This is a genomic window from Rickettsia endosymbiont of Oedothorax gibbosus (assembly GCF_936269705.1).
Lineage (GTDB): Bacteria > Pseudomonadota > Alphaproteobacteria > Rickettsiales > Rickettsiaceae > Tisiphia.
The window spans coordinates 452489-466785 of record NZ_OW370493.1 but is presented as its reverse complement, the minus strand read 5'-3'; the positions used below and the strand labels follow the sequence as shown (position 1 = coordinate 466785).

Here is a 14297-nt window from a genome sequence, read left to right as displayed (position 1 = left end):
AGGGCGTTCTGACTCTTTAAAAGAATGAAATATAATGTTACAAAGTCTTTCGGTTAAGAACTTTATTCTGATAGACGAATTGGAGATAGAGTTTGAAAAAGGACTATGTATAATTACCGGAGAAACCGGAGCTGGCAAGTCTATTTTGCTAGATGCAATTTTGTTCTCTTTAGGTAACAAATTCTCTGATAATGTAATAAAACATGGGAGTGATTATTGTTCGGTTGCTACGACCTTCACTCTCAATAATGATTTAAAAAAGCTTTTAGAGCAATTTAATATTGAGTATGACCAAGAATTACTAATAAAACGTATCCAAAAATCTAACAACCGCAAAAAATTTCTTATCAATGATCAAGTAGTGACGGTAAATACTTTGCAACAAGTAGCCGATTATTTATTTGAACTTCATGGGCAAAACAGCCATACTTCCCTTCTTACTCCCTCCTCTCATATTAACATTCTAGACGATTATGGAGAGCTTGTAAATTTAAGAGCTGAATTATCAAAGCATTTCGATATTCTACAGGCAACTACCAAAGAAATCAATAAAGTTACCAGAGATAAAGATGCTATAGAACAAGAAATAGATTATTTAACCTTTGTTACCAAAGAATTAGAAGCTCTTGATTACCAAACAGGAGAAGAAGAAAAGCTTGTTACTATAAGGTGTAGTTTACAAAACCGTGATAAAGAAATACAAGTGACCCAAGATATATTATCATATCTTGAAGTTCCTGAAATTAATAAGTCAATTAATAATGCTCAACGTTTGATAAACCGTAACTTACAGCAAAGCGAAGAATTTGCCTCTATTTCATTAAATTTAGATGATTGCTATAATAGCTTAGAAGAAGCACGTATAAAATTACAGAATATTATTAATAACATTGATAGAAATGAATTTAACTTAGACGAAGTGGAAGAAAGGCTATTTAAAATTCGTGATATAGCACGAAAATATAATATTTCTTGCGATAAAATACCTGAATTTCTTGATAATTCTAACCAACAATTAAATATCCTTAAGAATAAAATCAATAATGCTAAAACATTAGATATAAATAAGCGAACAGAATATAAAAAATATTTTGAACTAGCTGAAGCTTTATCATACAAGCGTTCTATTAGTGCAAAAAATCTAGAATTAGCTGTGCAAAAAGAGCTTGAACAGCTTAAAATGGAAAAGGCGATTTTTAAAGTAGAAATAGCACCTAAAAATAATCCTGCTAACAACCAAGCTAATAATAAAAATTTTGCAGAACTAAACGTTGGAGAGCAATTTTCAGGAGAAATTAAGCAAAACCCGGAAGGTATAACTAGTCAGAAACTGTTATGCAAAATGTCTGATGGTATTGATAATGTGCGTTTCGTTGCCTCAACCAACCCTGGCATAAAACTTGCACCTATTGATAAGATTGCTTCTGGTGGTGAATTATCAAGGTTTATGTTAGCACTAAAAACTTGTCTTTTTGATAAATCACTGAAAGACATTATTATTTTTGATGAGATAGATACCGGAATTGGTGGTATCGTGGCCGATAAAGTTGGAGAAAAACTTAAAAAGCTTAGCTCTATTGCCCAAGTGGTTGTTATTACTCACCAACCTCAAGTAGCAGGTAAAGCAGATCAGCATATTATCGTCAACAAACTACAATTGGATGAAACTACTAAAATTACGGTAAAAAGCCTGAATCTTCAGGAAAGACAAGCTGAGCTTGCCCGCATGATTTCAGGAAAATCCATTACCGATGCGAGCTTAAAAGCAGCTAAAGAGTTGCTTAAGCCTTAGGCTCTGTGAACAAAATTTTAATTGTTTAGATTTCGACTCTTTTTAGCTGCAAATTATAAGATTTTTTTGAAATAGAACTAACTATTCCGGCAAAAATCTTATTAATTTTCGCTTAAAAATACTCAAAATCTAAACAATTAAAATTTTGTTCACAGAGCCTAGGAGGCTGTGCCACACAAGTGAGTGTTCACGGAAAAAAAGCTAAAGTACAAGACGTCATTGCGAGAAGGCGTAAGCCAAGAAGCAATCCATTTCTAATTACTTTCCTGGATTGCTTCGTCGCTACTAAAGTAGCTCCTCGCAATGACGCTTGGTGAGCAGATTTGTTATTCATAAGAAAATAGCAAAAAAAATGTAGGGTGCTATGACCTTTCTTAAGCAACAACTTTTTTCTTATTTATTTTTTTAGTGTTTACTTGAAGTTTTTCTTTAATTCTAGCTGCTTTACCACTTAGGTTTCTTAGGTAATAGAGTTTAGCACGACGTACTACACCATATTTTACAACTTCAATTGCATGTACCATCGGTGAGAAAATCATAAATCGTCTCTCTACGCCTTCACCATGACTGACCTTACGAACTACGCAAGAAGAGGCAACTCCACTATTTCTTCTAGCAATTACCACGCCTTCATATACTTGCAGCCTCTCTAGTAATTTTTCCTTACCATCTTTCTCAACTGTTCGGTCAATTATCTTTACAGTAACCTTTACAGTATCTCCCGCCTTAAAATCAGGAATTTTTTTATTTTCGGTTAGTTTTGCAATTTGCTGTTGTTCAAATTGCTCAATAATATTCATCGCTTTAAACTCCTATAAAATTTAATAAATATGGTCTACGTTTTTTAGTAATCTCCATAGACTGATTACTTTTCCAATCTCTAATTAACTGATGATTACCAGACAACAAAACACTTGGAACTTCTCTATTTTTCCATTTTACTGGTCTTGTATATAAAGGGCATTCAAGCAATCCAGCAAACTCACCATTTTTCTCAAAAGACTCTGATTGCAATGTATCTTGATTTGCTAATACATTCGGAAGTAATCTAATCAAGCAATCAAGAATAGTAAGGGCTGCCACCTCGCCACCAGATAGAATATAATCCCCTATACTAATTTCTCTAACATTATACTCTTCAATTATACGTTCGTCAATCCCTTCAAATCGCCCACATAAAATTATTATTTGTTTTTCTTGTATAATTTGATGAGCAATATTTTGGTTAAATAATTTTCCTCTTGGTGATGGGTAATATATTGGGGTATTAGGGCTTGAAGACAAAACATTATCTAAACAGCTACCAAGTACATCCGGACGCATTATTAGCCCGCTACCACCACCATAAGCCTCATCGTCAACATTTTTATGCTTAGTTAACCCGAAATCTTTTATATTAACCACATTATAAGACCAAATACCTTTTTTTAAGGCTTGCCCTGCAAGGGAATATTTCAAAGATCCAGGAAACATTTCTGGAAATATGGTTAATATTGATGCGTGTAATGAAGACATTTTATAAATATGATGATTTTTAAAACAAAAAAATTGATTTGAGTTATATTATAGTCTATATAATTAAACAATATCAATCTAACTATAGTCAATTGATAAGAAATTGGGGGCTTTGTCACTTGTCGCTCGCCTATTACTTATGGGCATCGCTCCTAGCCCCAATTTCTCCTGAATTGACTATAACACTTAAGTACTAGGAGATTTTCGTTATCTTCGCCTCCTAGGCTCTGTGAACAAAATTTTAATTGTTTAGATTTTGAGTATTTTTAAGCGAAAATTAATAAGATTTTTGCCGGAATAGTTTAGTTCTATTTCAAAAAAATCTTATAATTTACAGCTAAAAAGAGTTGAAATCTAGTAATTTAAATTTTGTTCACAGAGCCTAGTACTTATTTTGATTTTTATCATTTATTCGGGGCATAGCGCAGTCTGGTAGCGCATCTGGTTTGGGACCAGAGGGTCGGGAGTTCAAATCTCTCTGCCCCGACCATCACTTATCACCTTTCCAGAGTTTTTTTGCTCTTACTAAAAATCTTGAATAATTAGAGAGAAGTTGGGGACGTTGTCATTAGTCACTCCTGCTACCCAATTCCCCTAAATTGACTATATATATAAATGGAGCTATAGTTCATTTTTGCAATGAGGCTTTAATAGCTCTTCCAGACTTCCGCAGTTTTTATTAAGAGGAAGTCCTACAAGCCTTAGTTTGTAAGGGTTGTAGATTTTTAGACACAACATTATTTGCTTATTTTAGATATATTTATAGCATAAGAAAAACCAAAATCAACAATAAACTGTTTGCTAGGCACAACAAACCGCCTGAAAAAATCATTTCCCAGCTCTATGGCTCCTCCATATCCTCTCTTCCCATCTTTCAACATTTTCTTGCGGAAGTTGGGAGGAAATTTGAATATATCCGAGTCACAACATCTATCTTTAAACACAACATCTATCTTTAAACGCAAAATTTGTCATATATGGACGAGTGAATTTGTCAACAAAGAAAATAAAAAAATAGAGCCACAAAGGAAGCGGTCATATATTCGGCATCGAGTGCCATAATGGTTTCTGCATTCTTATAAATATCCTTGAGTGACCTCTCATTCCCACGGCTTCTAGAGCCTCGACATAATTACGGATTTTGTTCAGAATACTTATTCATTAACTCTTTAACTTTCGTTCTCTTTATTGTTGCTAATCTTTACTCGCAATATTTATCAATTACCAATTTTTATTTAGTTGACATAGTTTTTTCTTTTTTCCAACTAAACTAATTTGCAGCATACTCGCTACCATTGGTGACTACTGCATAAGCAATCCTTGCTAACTTATTTGCTAAACCAACACATATAATATTATATGATTTATTTTCAGCAAATTTCTTCACTGCCCACTGCACTAGTTTATCTTTCGATTCCTTATCACTTTTTGCTCTTATTGCTATTGTCCTTGCGGCTTGAATCAACATAGTTCTGGCATATCTATCTCCCTGTTTGGTAATCCCCCCTAAAACTATCTTAACCTGAGTTTGACGTAAGCACCAAACAAAATGCTAAGCATTATGTAATAACATAAACAAACTGTTGGTGGTGAGATATGGTAAAAATAAAACCTTCTTTCAAACCAGTTTGTTAGAAAGAATATTTGAAAAGTAAGAAGGGAGGGATTATAAAGTTCTCGAATAATAACAACAAAATTGGAGAATATATTATGATCCCTCTTACGGAGATTTTCTGCTTAATTGATGATTTTTGCAAGCATTTTGATACGGAGCAAAATAAATATATATTACCAAATCCTAACCGTAAGCGTAAAGTAGTTTGCAGTATAGGACTCTCAGAGATTATTACTATTATAGTAATGTTTCACTTGAGTCACTACCGTACCTTTAAAGATTTTTATTTATGCTGCCTATGTCAAAGTTATAGAAAGGAATTTCCAAAACTTGTGAGCTATAGTCGTTTTGTTCAGTTAATGCCAATGAGCTTCATGCCCATGGTATTACTGCTAAAAAGCCTATCAGGAAAACAAACTGGTCAATATTATATCGACTCTACTAAACTTCCTGCTTGCCATAATTTAAGAATTAATAGACATAAAGTATTCAAAGACTATAATGGTTCCAATATTTTGGACAGAAAAATAAGAAAAATGAGATAGAATTCTTTAGCAAACAAGGAGAGCTAGAGATGAAAAAACAAGTAAGGCAATATAGTGCTGAGGAGAAAGCCAAAATTGTCATAGAAGCAATTAAGGGAGAGCTAACAATAGCCCAGATAACCAGTAAGTATGGTGTTCATGCAACACAGATCAGTAACTGGAAAAAACAAGGTCTTGAGTTGTTAGTACAAGGTTTTAAGAATAAAACACAGAGTGCTGATCCAAATCAGCAGGGGTTAATCAAGAATCTATATGAGCAAATTGGTCAGTTAAGCGTTGAGTGTGACTGGCTCAAAAAAAAATCTGCATTGTTTGGAATTAAAGGTTAGGTGTAATATGATAGAGCCTAATCATAATAAGTTAACAATTGTACAACAGTGTAAGTTATTGGATATTAGCAGGTCAACCTATTACTATCAACCTACTGGTATTAGTGAACAAGATATCAAGATTATGGCAATAATTGATGAGACCTATACTATGCATCCATATTATGGTATGCGGCGGATGGCTAAATATTTACAAGCCCAAGGTTTTTCGGTAGGTCGTAAAGCTGTTAGACGTTACTACAAGATAATGGGTCTTGAAGCTGTTTATCCTAAAATAAATTTAAGCAAGAGGAATCAAGCGCATAAAATATATCCTTATTTACTAAAAGGATTAGAAATAGTATTGCCAAACCAGGTTTGGAGTGCAGATATAACGTATATAAGACTGAGCCAAGGGTTCGTATATTTAGTAGCTATTATTGACTGGTATAGTCGTTATATTCTAAGTTGGCGAATCTCCATTAGTTTGGAAAGTGAATTTTGTGTAACAGCCCTTGAAGACGCTATAGAAAAATATGGTATGCCAAAAATATTTAATACTGATCAAGGAGTACAATTTACCTCGGAGAATTTTATTAGTATGCTAAAGCTACATAATATCTTGATTAGTATGGATGGTAAGGGACGAGCCTTAGATAATATTTTTATTGAACGTTTTTGGCGATCATTAAAACAGGAAAAAATTTATCGGATTATTTTAACAACAGTAAAGGAGGCAAAGACAGCAATTAACGAATATATGGACTTTTATAATAGACAAAGGATGCATCAAGCTTTGGATTATAAAACTCCAGAATGTGTATATTTTGAAAAAAATATTGTATAAAAACAACAATTTAATTTTTGTGAATTATATCTCTTATTTATCTAAATTTTTGTCTAGACAAAGGGGACCACCTTAGACATAGCAAAAAGAGGTAAGACTTCCACTGGGTGGTTCTTTGGTTGTAAGCTACATATTGTCATTAACAGTTGTGGAGAGATTATGAGTTTTTCTTTAACTCCAGGAAATGTTGATGATAGAGCAGTGGTAGAAAATTTAGTAGATAAATTACAAGGCTGGCTTTTTGGTGATCGTGGGTATATCAGTAAAAAACTCACTCAATCCCTTGCTAATCAAGCTTTAGAACTAATAACAAAAATTAAAAGTAATATGAAAGAAAGAATAATAGATCCTATTAAAAAGCGGTTTTTAAATAAAAGGTATATTATTGAAACCATTAACGATCAACTAAAAAACCTTTGTCATATAGACCATACAAGGCATAGATCTGTTATGAATTTTCAAACTAACGTATTAGCTGGACTGCTTGCCTATGTTTTTAAGCCTAATAAAATTTCTGTAGCTTTTGGAAAATTAAACAATCTCAACCTTCCTCTTACATCAAACTGAGGTTATCTTATCTCCTGAGCTATGTTGCTTTGGTACCAAACCAAGCGAAGCAGCAAAATCCCTCGGGGTTGGATAACTTTCCATTGGGGCTACACTCAAACAACTAGCATTGATTGCTCCAATGCCAAAAATTGTCTGCAACCTAGTAGCTTTCTCACTTTGCTTATTATTACTGATAATCAGCTTTTCTAAAGTTTTCTCTTTGTTACACAAATCCTCAATTTCTTCACATTCTAAAAGTAAAATTGCTTGTATCCCAGAATTTATATAACCTTTACTATACGCTAACTCTACCTCCAACCTACATGATTTGCAAAATTTATTTTTACCTAATTTTGTATTATAGCCATATTCACATAAACTTGATATTACAGAATTAGTTTTTTGCACACGGTCTCTGATCGTATTATACCAATTGCAATAATTAACGCAGTGGTGTAAAATGGGTTTTTAACTGATAAAGGTACTCAAATGGCTAGGTTAATATTACCACAAGGTTTTCATGGTCATGATTTTATAAAAATGATGAAACATGAGCCGCATGGTCGAAATCGTATACGTTTATTGGCGATGTATCACCTTCAATTAGGCAAATCTTTAAAAGCCATATCTGAAATAGTGAAGTCACACTGGAAAACTGTGCAATCATGGCTCAGAAGATTTAGGAATCATGGTTTTGAAGGATTATTTGAATCACAAAGAAGCGGCGCCCCTAGGAAGATTAACACTATACAAGAGTCTGCTCTTTTTGATAAAATCAATACGCTCAGTGAAAGTAAAACTGGTGGGTATATAACTGGAAAGGAGCTACATATCATGTTACTTGAGGAATATGGTGCTAAATGCGCTTTAAAAACAGTCTACAATACTATGCACCGCCTTGGTTTTAGCTGGATTACTTCTCGTTCAATGCATCCAAAGTCAAATCAAGAGACTCAAAATACATATAAAAAAACTTCCCAGACATGTTAACAAAATTATTACCAAAAAATATCGATAGATGTAAAGTTGATATATGGTCTCAGGATGAAACTCGAGTTGGGCAACAAGGTAGCTTAACTCGTATATGGGCTAAGCGTGGCACTAGACCCCGTAAAGTTCGGCAACAGCAATTCATTTCAACATATATTTATGGAGCTGCTTGCCATGATACAGGAGAAGCTTTTGCATTAATTTTACCATATGCAAACACACAGGCAATGAATAAATTCTTAGAAGAGCTTTCTCGCAGTATTCAAGGCAACCGACATATAGCTTTACTAACGGATAATGCAGGTTGGCACACAGCCAAAAAACTAACTGTGCCAAGCAATATCACTTTGATACCGCTTCCGCCCTATGCACCGGAACTTAATGCAATGGAACAAGTTTGGGAATGGATCAAAAATCATTTCTTGTCTAACCAATGTTATGGTGTATATGAAGATATCGTCACTATGGCTTGTTACGCTTGGAATCAATTTGCTCATAATGTAGATTTAGTAAAATCAATTATGTATAGAGACTGGATAAACACACCGTGTTAATTATTGCAATTGGTATAACACCATGGGCATGAAGCTCATTGGCATTAACTGAACAAAACGACTATAGCTCACAAGTTTTGGAAATTCCTTTCTATAACTTTGACATAGGCAGCATAAATAAAAATCTTTAAAGGTACGGTAGTGACTCAAGTGAAACATTACTATAATAGTAATAATCTCTGAGAGTCCTATACTGCAAACTACTTTACGCTTACGGTTAGGATTTGGTAATATATATTTATTTTGCTCCGTATCAAAATGCTTGCAAAAATCATCAATTAAGCAGAAAATCTCCGTAAGAGGGATCATAATATATTCTCCAATTTTGTTGTTATTATTCGAGAACTTTATAATCCCTCCCTTCTTACTTTTCAAATATTCTTTCTAACAAACTGGTTTGAAAGAAGGTTTTATTTTTACCATAGCTCACCACCAACAGTTTGTTTATGTTATTACATAATGCTTAGCATTTTGTTTGGTGCTTACGTCAAACTCAGGTTATAATAGTGAAGCTAGAAAATTGCTACAATTTACAGGTAATGCTCCAATTACAGTCAACAGATATGTAAAGAAAACGCTACGTTGTAATGCTTGTGATTATATAGTTATGAACAATAAAAATATCAACAAATGGACAAATAGTAGCAGAAGTGCAATAGTGTTACAAAAGACCTATGGCACTCCTTTCTACCGTTTATCTAGGCTGCAAAGTTTAAGTGGTGTTCCTGTGGCATATAGCTCGCTCTGGCAACAATATTTAGATGTTTGGCAAGAAGGTGGTGGAGCTGAAATTTACGGGGTATTATTGGAAATGGCTGCTGAATGTAGTTCACTGAACCTTGATGATACTAGAGCTAGGATTTTAGAAATTACTATAGCCAATAAGAAATTACGTACTCAAAATAAGAAAGGACGCAGCTGTTATACTACTACAATATGTGCTAAGACTGCAAATAATGAGGTGATAGTTTTATATTTTACCGGTAATAGGCATGGTGGAGAAAATATAGGTAACGTACTAAAGAATCGTAAGAATAGAACAGATTCTATCCAATTAATGACTGACGCAAGTAATAATAATAACCCGGTATTATCAGAAGCAGATCAAGAATTACTGGCAATAATAGTGATGATCAATTGTTTGTCACATGGTCAGAGAAAATTTACAGAGAATGAACTATATTACCCTGAAGAATGCGGATATTTTCTCAAACAAACACGAGGGATTTACCACAATGAACATCAATGTAAAGAGATGAGTCCTGAAGAAAAACTTTGGTATCATCAGGAACATAGCGGTAAATATATAGAAAACATATATAACAAAATAGACGAATTATTTAACGACAAGAAAGTTGAGCCTAATAGTAGGCTTGGACAAGCTATGAAATATTGGATAAATAATAAAGAAGGTTTGACTCAAAATGCCAGTTAGCAATCTTGATAATAATTGGGCTGAGAGATCACTGCGTACCATTATTTTACAAAGGAAGAATTCATTATTCTTTAAAACAATCAATAGTGCTGAGATACATAGTGGTCTGTATAGTATAGTAAAGACTTGTAGTGAGAACGAGATCAATGCCTTTAAATATTTAAATTGGCTACAAGAGCAGAGTAGCAAAGCAAAGAAGAGTCCTGCGAATTATACGCCTTTTGCCTATGCAAGATATATGAATAATACGGAATTAATCGAGACAGCAGCTTAAACGACAGGAAGCCAATCATTAGAGAATTTGGCAGAACTAGGATCACCATTATGAATAAGAATGTGTAAGGTTCTATAACAAATTTGATAAGATGAATTATCAGATGGGAAAAGTTTTGCGGTAAATTTACCTTTGGATAGGCGTTTAGAGCATAGCCAAAAGCCTTGACCGTCAAAGGACAAAATTTTAATGGCAGTTCTGTTTTTATTATAGAATAAAAACAAGGAACCATTAAGAGGGTCAGAAGAAAGTTTTTGTCTACAAACAGCGATTAAGCCATCGATACCCTTGCGAAAATCGATGGCAATAGTGGTAACAAAAATAACTGACGCCGGGGTTAGTTGCAACATAAAAATGTCTGAATTATGGTTTTTGGTTCTAGTGTTTGGATAATAAGTTTGGTACCATTTGGTTTAATAATGTGACAAGTATAGTGATTTTGTTTGGGGGCAGCTACAGGATCGGTATCTATAGAATATAATAGTTGAAATGGGAGAAAATTAATATTTTGTTGTAGAGCTTGATTTGAAGTTGAGACAGGAGAAGTTTTGAGGGTAGGCTCATGGGCTTTTTTAATTGAACTGATTGTTGCTTTATTAATATTAAGATGTTTAGCTATCTCTTGGTAAGAATAATGATGGAGTAATTGGTAAACTAATTCCTTTAGATGGTTTGGTATAGGATCAAACTTATTAGTTTTAGTTTGACGCCAGGCTTTAAATTGCTGAGCTACTTGCTCAATAGTAATTGATGGTATTTGCATAGTATGGAATCCAAATGTATAAAAAATTCATACTAGCAAAAACATTAGATAAAGTTATGCAGTTTTGCTGCAGGTATACCCTATACTCTAAGGCTTTAACATCACTAAATATTCTTTCAATGGTTAAAGTTCTTAAACCTTTTGTAAGACGAATTTTATGATCCATTTTTAATGGAATAACAAACTTTAGATGGTTATTTATCAGAAAGTCCAACCATTCTTTATTCATAAATTCTCTATCAGCAAGCAAATATTTTATTCTTTCAACGCCAAAATTATTAATAAATTTCTGTAAAAATTCCTTCATAAATTCTGCAGAACACCCGCCACCATGCGACAAAGTCTTCCAGAATATTGGCACCGATATTTTACCAATTACCATTACTAAAAATAAAATATTAATATCGGATTTACCAAATTTCCAACTTGTCCTATCCATTGCTACGACATAATTTTTTGAAGCAAAAAAGCTTAATAGCAAATAGCCAACCTTCATATAATCAAAATTAAAATCTTTTAAAAAACGATAAATTCTATGAGTTTTTGACGTCGCTTTAGCATCACCTAAAATACCAAGTGCTAAACCTTTTTGATAAATTGAGCTGCCCGTCAGCAAACTAATTACCATACCAACCAAACATTTTAATCTTGATTTATTTCCGTCTATATATAAAATCAATTCTTGAAGTATTATATTATGCATTTTGTTATAAAAATACCTACCTTATACTACTTCACACCACTCTAAATCAACCATTCTTCTTCATCTTCTCAAAATTGTAGGGTACTATAAGCGAATTCCTACATTTGGACTTTGGACAAAATACCCTATTTTTTTACAAAATAGTAAGTTTTATAAAAACTAGTATTTTTAGCTAACTTTTTAAAAAGTTTATCAATCTATAGTTAATATTTTTGCAATCTCAAGTAAATTACTTTATATCTCATATAGATTATAAGTTGCTAAATATAGGCTAAATTATTTTGTCCAAAGTCCAACTACATGTTTTATCATATTTTTTAATAAGGCAAGCAATAATAGTACCCATTTTTAGGAACTAAGCACAATAACTCATGACCTCCAAACTGGATTTTCTTAACCGAATGCCATTGATAGGTGTGGTAGGCTATAGCCAAGGTATGCAAAGAATTTTCCAACCTAACACAGTAAAAGATAAAAAGATTTATTCGTATTTTACCCTTGGGAAATTTATTATTGAATTTAATTATTTGCATGCCATAAAACCATTGGTAGAACCCCTGGCATCTATTATAAAGACGGAGCTTTGTCGTGCTTAATTTCGTGGGGATACATCAGATTGCGAGGAGACCTTAGGTCGACGAAGCAATCCAGAAAAGTGATTAGAAATGGATTGCCACGCCACCTACGGTGGCTCGCAATGACGGTTTCTACTTTATTTTCTTAAACTGACGCCTATGTACTCCATCGTTCCTACTACCAAATTCCCCTGAATTGACTATAGATGCCCTTGTGTGTTCCCTATAGTTCACGACCCCATTTGTTTCATTTTGTTTTTCTTGATAGCATAGCTAATCATCTCATCAATAACATTGTCTTGTATGGTTCTTGCAATATCCTTCTCATTTTTTTTCTGAATTTCCTGGTTTTTTTTCTTATCAATTTTCTTTGATTTTATATAAGCAAAATACGCCTTATCTTTTGACTGAAAAACTGGAGTATTGGAGCCAATATTAGTCCGGAAAATTGCTGATAATAATTCTGCTGGTAGCTGATGATTATTATGAATTTCAGACCTAGAAAAAGCTGTAGATTGGCTAGTAATAACTTTCAAAAATTCTTTATTCTTAGTTGGGGTGTACTCTTTAGCAATAGTTTCTATGGTTTTTAAATTTAGACCTTTTAAATATTGTTCATTCCATAGTTTTTGCACTTGCTCTTTAACTACCGAGAATTCTTGCACTTTGCTTGGTTGAATAGACTTAATCTCAACCAATATAAAAGCTCCTTTTTCAGTTAATTCTATTGGATATGATAATTCCCCTTCTGCAAGATCAAAAATACTGTCCGCATTTTGGGCAATATCAATTTTATTAACTGCTAAATCCTGATAACTTATAGACTCTAAATTTTGTATGGGTAATTCATATTTCCCAGCAATTTCTGTTAAACTTGAGCCAGATGCAACATCATCTTCTAGATTTTTAATCATTAATAGTTTCAATTCTTCTGCTTTTTGTTGTTGCAGTAATTCGTTAACTTGTTTTTTGACCTCGCTAAACTTTTTATTAGCAAATTCTTCTTTGTTGTCCTGATAAAAATTTAATAACTCCTCATCATTATTATGAACTTTTTGGCATAACATTTCACTTGATATTTTTACATAAGACAAATTACGTTTTTCCGGTACTTCAAACAATGTTAGGTTATTTTGGTATAAATCTTCTAACTGTGATATGGTTGGAGGAGTTATTACTAAGTCTTTAGATTGACGTCGTAGATCAATTTGTACAAGTTCTACATCTCTTGTTTCAGCTATGTAATCTACAATATTTTTGACCATTATCTTTGGTGTAGGAAATGATTCTATAAAAATGCTAATTAGAAGATTCATTAAAGTATGTTCTTTAATGTCAAACAAATAATCTTCTTCATTAATGTAAGAATTTTTTAAAAAACCTTTAAATCTCTCTATGTCAAATAGACCTTGTTCATTCTTAAAATTAGGATTTTCCTTAATTAACTCGATCACAGTATCATCAGTTAAATCTAAATTATAATAGCCAACTAAATAGTTGATAATACGGTTATTGATAAGTTTTTTAATAATAAAATTATCAATATTTAACTGTTTTATATCTTCTTCACTAAGATTTGTGCCACTTTGTCTTTGAATAGCCCGAATTTGTTCGGCTTTTTCTTTTAGAAAATCTTCTTGGCTAATATTATTTGCATCAGAAAAGGTAATCAAATCAAAATTATTGCTAGTATGTAATACATCTTTAATTCCCCATCCAACAAAGGCGAAGGCAATTACGCCAAGTAGAATACGCATTACAAAACTATCAGCAGCGTTTCTAATATTATTTAACATAAATATAAAATTTTTCTTCTTTAAGTGTTTACAATA

Annotated in this window: 17 protein-coding genes, 1 tRNA gene and 3 pseudogenes; 11 read left to right on the top strand and 10 right to left on the bottom strand. The window is 32.9% G+C overall.

Features of this window, described 5'->3' with window-relative positions; all coding sequences use genetic code 11:
- Window positions 1-34: 34 nt before the first annotated feature.
- A complete protein-coding gene (gene recN / locus NBW66_RS02600; protein ID WP_250311665.1) occupies window positions 35-1792 on the top strand; it encodes a DNA repair protein RecN in 1758 nt (585 codons plus the stop codon).
- Between the two features lie 374 nt (window positions 1793-2166).
- On the opposite strand, the gene rplS is transcribed toward recN, so the two are convergent.
- Entirely contained in the window at window positions 2167-2592 is a 426-nt protein-coding gene (rplS, locus tag NBW66_RS02595; RefSeq protein ID WP_250311664.1) for a 50S ribosomal protein L19, read from the bottom strand.
- A 4-nt stretch (window positions 2593-2596) separates the two neighbouring features.
- Window positions 2597-3307, bottom strand: a complete 711-nt coding sequence (gene trmD, locus NBW66_RS02590; RefSeq protein ID WP_250311663.1) for a tRNA (guanosine(37)-N1)-methyltransferase TrmD — start codon at window positions 3305-3307, stop codon at window positions 2597-2599.
- 413 nt (window positions 3308-3720) lie between these two features.
- Between trmD and NBW66_RS02585 the strand changes: the two genes are divergently transcribed.
- Window positions 3721-3797: transfer RNA gene (locus NBW66_RS02585), tRNA-Pro, on the top strand.
- Between the two features lie 247 nt (window positions 3798-4044).
- Here the strand turns inward: NBW66_RS02585 and NBW66_RS02580 are convergent.
- Both NBW66_RS02580 and NBW66_RS02575 read right to left on the bottom strand, forming a co-directional pair.
- Window positions 4045-4251, bottom strand: a complete 207-nt coding sequence (locus NBW66_RS02580) for a hypothetical protein (protein ID WP_250311662.1) — start codon at window positions 4249-4251, stop codon at window positions 4045-4047.
- Window positions 4252-4577: 326 nt separating this feature from the next.
- The gene (locus tag NBW66_RS02575; protein ID WP_250311661.1) at window positions 4578-4775 is read right to left on the bottom strand and encodes a hypothetical protein; all 198 of its coding nucleotides are present in this window, start codon (window positions 4773-4775) and stop codon (window positions 4578-4580) included.
- A gap of 242 nt (window positions 4776-5017) precedes the next feature.
- On the opposite strand from NBW66_RS02575, the pseudogene NBW66_RS02570 reads away from it, so the two are divergent.
- The 4 genes and pseudogenes from NBW66_RS02570 to NBW66_RS02555 all read left to right on the top strand — a co-directional run.
- Window positions 5018-5419: pseudogene (locus tag NBW66_RS02570) on the top strand (transposase); the annotation flags it as partial.
- A gap of 77 nt (window positions 5420-5496) precedes the next feature.
- Window positions 5497-5796 (top strand): transposase, encoded by a 300-nt coding sequence (locus tag NBW66_RS02565; RefSeq protein WP_094649795.1) that lies wholly within the window; start codon window positions 5497-5499, stop codon window positions 5794-5796.
- A gap of 7 nt (window positions 5797-5803) precedes the next feature.
- On the top strand, window positions 5804-6622 hold the full coding sequence (locus NBW66_RS02560; protein ID WP_250310664.1) for an IS3 family transposase: 819 nt from the start codon (window positions 5804-5806) through the stop codon (window positions 6620-6622).
- A gap of 75 nt (window positions 6623-6697) precedes the next feature.
- A pseudogene (locus NBW66_RS02555) lies at window positions 6698-7189 on the top strand (IS982 family transposase); the annotation flags it as partial.
- Here NBW66_RS02555 and NBW66_RS02550 read toward each other — a convergent pair.
- Window positions 7181-7579: a transposase gene (locus NBW66_RS02550; RefSeq protein ID WP_250311659.1), complete on the bottom strand. Its 399-nt coding sequence runs from the start codon at window positions 7577-7579 to the stop codon at window positions 7181-7183. The pseudogene NBW66_RS02555 and the gene NBW66_RS02550 sit on opposite strands and share 9 nt — an antisense overlap.
- An 81-nt stretch (window positions 7580-7660) precedes the next feature.
- On the opposite strand from NBW66_RS02550, the gene NBW66_RS02545 reads away from it, so the two are divergent.
- Window positions 7661-8161, top strand: a complete 501-nt coding sequence (locus NBW66_RS02545; protein WP_250310542.1) for a helix-turn-helix domain-containing protein — start codon at window positions 7661-7663, stop codon at window positions 8159-8161.
- Window positions 8155-8715 carry an IS630 family transposase gene (locus NBW66_RS02540; RefSeq protein WP_250310543.1) on the top strand — a complete coding sequence of 187 codons (561 nt, stop codon included), beginning with the start codon at window positions 8155-8157 and terminating at the stop codon, window positions 8713-8715. Before NBW66_RS02545 ends, NBW66_RS02540 begins: the two co-directional genes overlap by 7 nt.
- Window positions 8716-8730: 15 nt before the next feature.
- On the opposite strand, the pseudogene NBW66_RS02535 reads toward NBW66_RS02540, so the two are convergent.
- Window positions 8731-9024 (bottom strand): annotated as a pseudogene (locus NBW66_RS02535) (IS982 family transposase); the annotation flags it as partial.
- Between the two features lie 298 nt (window positions 9025-9322).
- On the opposite strand from NBW66_RS02535, the gene NBW66_RS02530 reads away from it, so the two are divergent.
- Entirely contained in the window at window positions 9323-10150 is an 828-nt protein-coding gene (locus NBW66_RS02530) for an IS66 family transposase (RefSeq protein WP_250311243.1), read from the top strand.
- Window positions 10140-10424, top strand: a complete 285-nt coding sequence (locus tag NBW66_RS14395) for an IS66 family transposase (RefSeq protein ID WP_250311030.1) — start codon at window positions 10140-10142, stop codon at window positions 10422-10424. The genes NBW66_RS02530 and NBW66_RS14395 overlap by 11 nt, the downstream gene beginning before the upstream one ends.
- Here the strand turns inward: NBW66_RS14395 and tnpB are convergent.
- Genes tnpB through NBW66_RS02515 form a run of 3 tightly spaced genes read right to left on the bottom strand, consistent with a single transcriptional unit; the run spans window position 10421 to window position 11890 of the window.
- A complete protein-coding gene (tnpB, locus tag NBW66_RS02525) occupies window positions 10421-10774 on the bottom strand; it encodes an IS66 family insertion sequence element accessory protein TnpB (RefSeq protein ID WP_250310953.1) in 354 nt (117 codons plus the stop codon). The two genes, NBW66_RS14395 and tnpB, sit on opposite strands and share 4 nt — an antisense overlap.
- Window positions 10762-11187, bottom strand: a complete 426-nt coding sequence (locus NBW66_RS02520; protein ID WP_250310639.1) for a hypothetical protein — start codon at window positions 11185-11187, stop codon at window positions 10762-10764. The genes tnpB and NBW66_RS02520 overlap by 13 nt, the downstream gene beginning before the upstream one ends.
- A complete protein-coding gene (locus tag NBW66_RS02515) occupies window positions 11162-11890 on the bottom strand; it encodes a transposase (protein ID WP_250311657.1) in 729 nt (242 codons plus the stop codon). Before NBW66_RS02515 ends, NBW66_RS02520 begins: the two co-directional genes overlap by 26 nt.
- A 371-nt stretch (window positions 11891-12261) precedes the next feature.
- Here NBW66_RS02515 and NBW66_RS02510 point away from each other — a divergent pair, with 371 nt between their 5' ends.
- Window positions 12262-12486, top strand: coding sequence for a hypothetical protein (locus NBW66_RS02510; protein ID WP_250311656.1), 225 nt, complete (start codon window positions 12262-12264; stop codon window positions 12484-12486).
- 209 nt (window positions 12487-12695) lie between these two features.
- On the opposite strand, the gene NBW66_RS02505 is transcribed toward NBW66_RS02510, so the two are convergent.
- The gene (locus tag NBW66_RS02505) at window positions 12696-14261 is read right to left on the bottom strand and encodes a peptidylprolyl isomerase (protein ID WP_250311655.1); all 1566 of its coding nucleotides are present in this window, start codon (window positions 14259-14261) and stop codon (window positions 12696-12698) included.
- Between the last annotated feature and the right edge of the window lie 36 nt (window positions 14262-14297).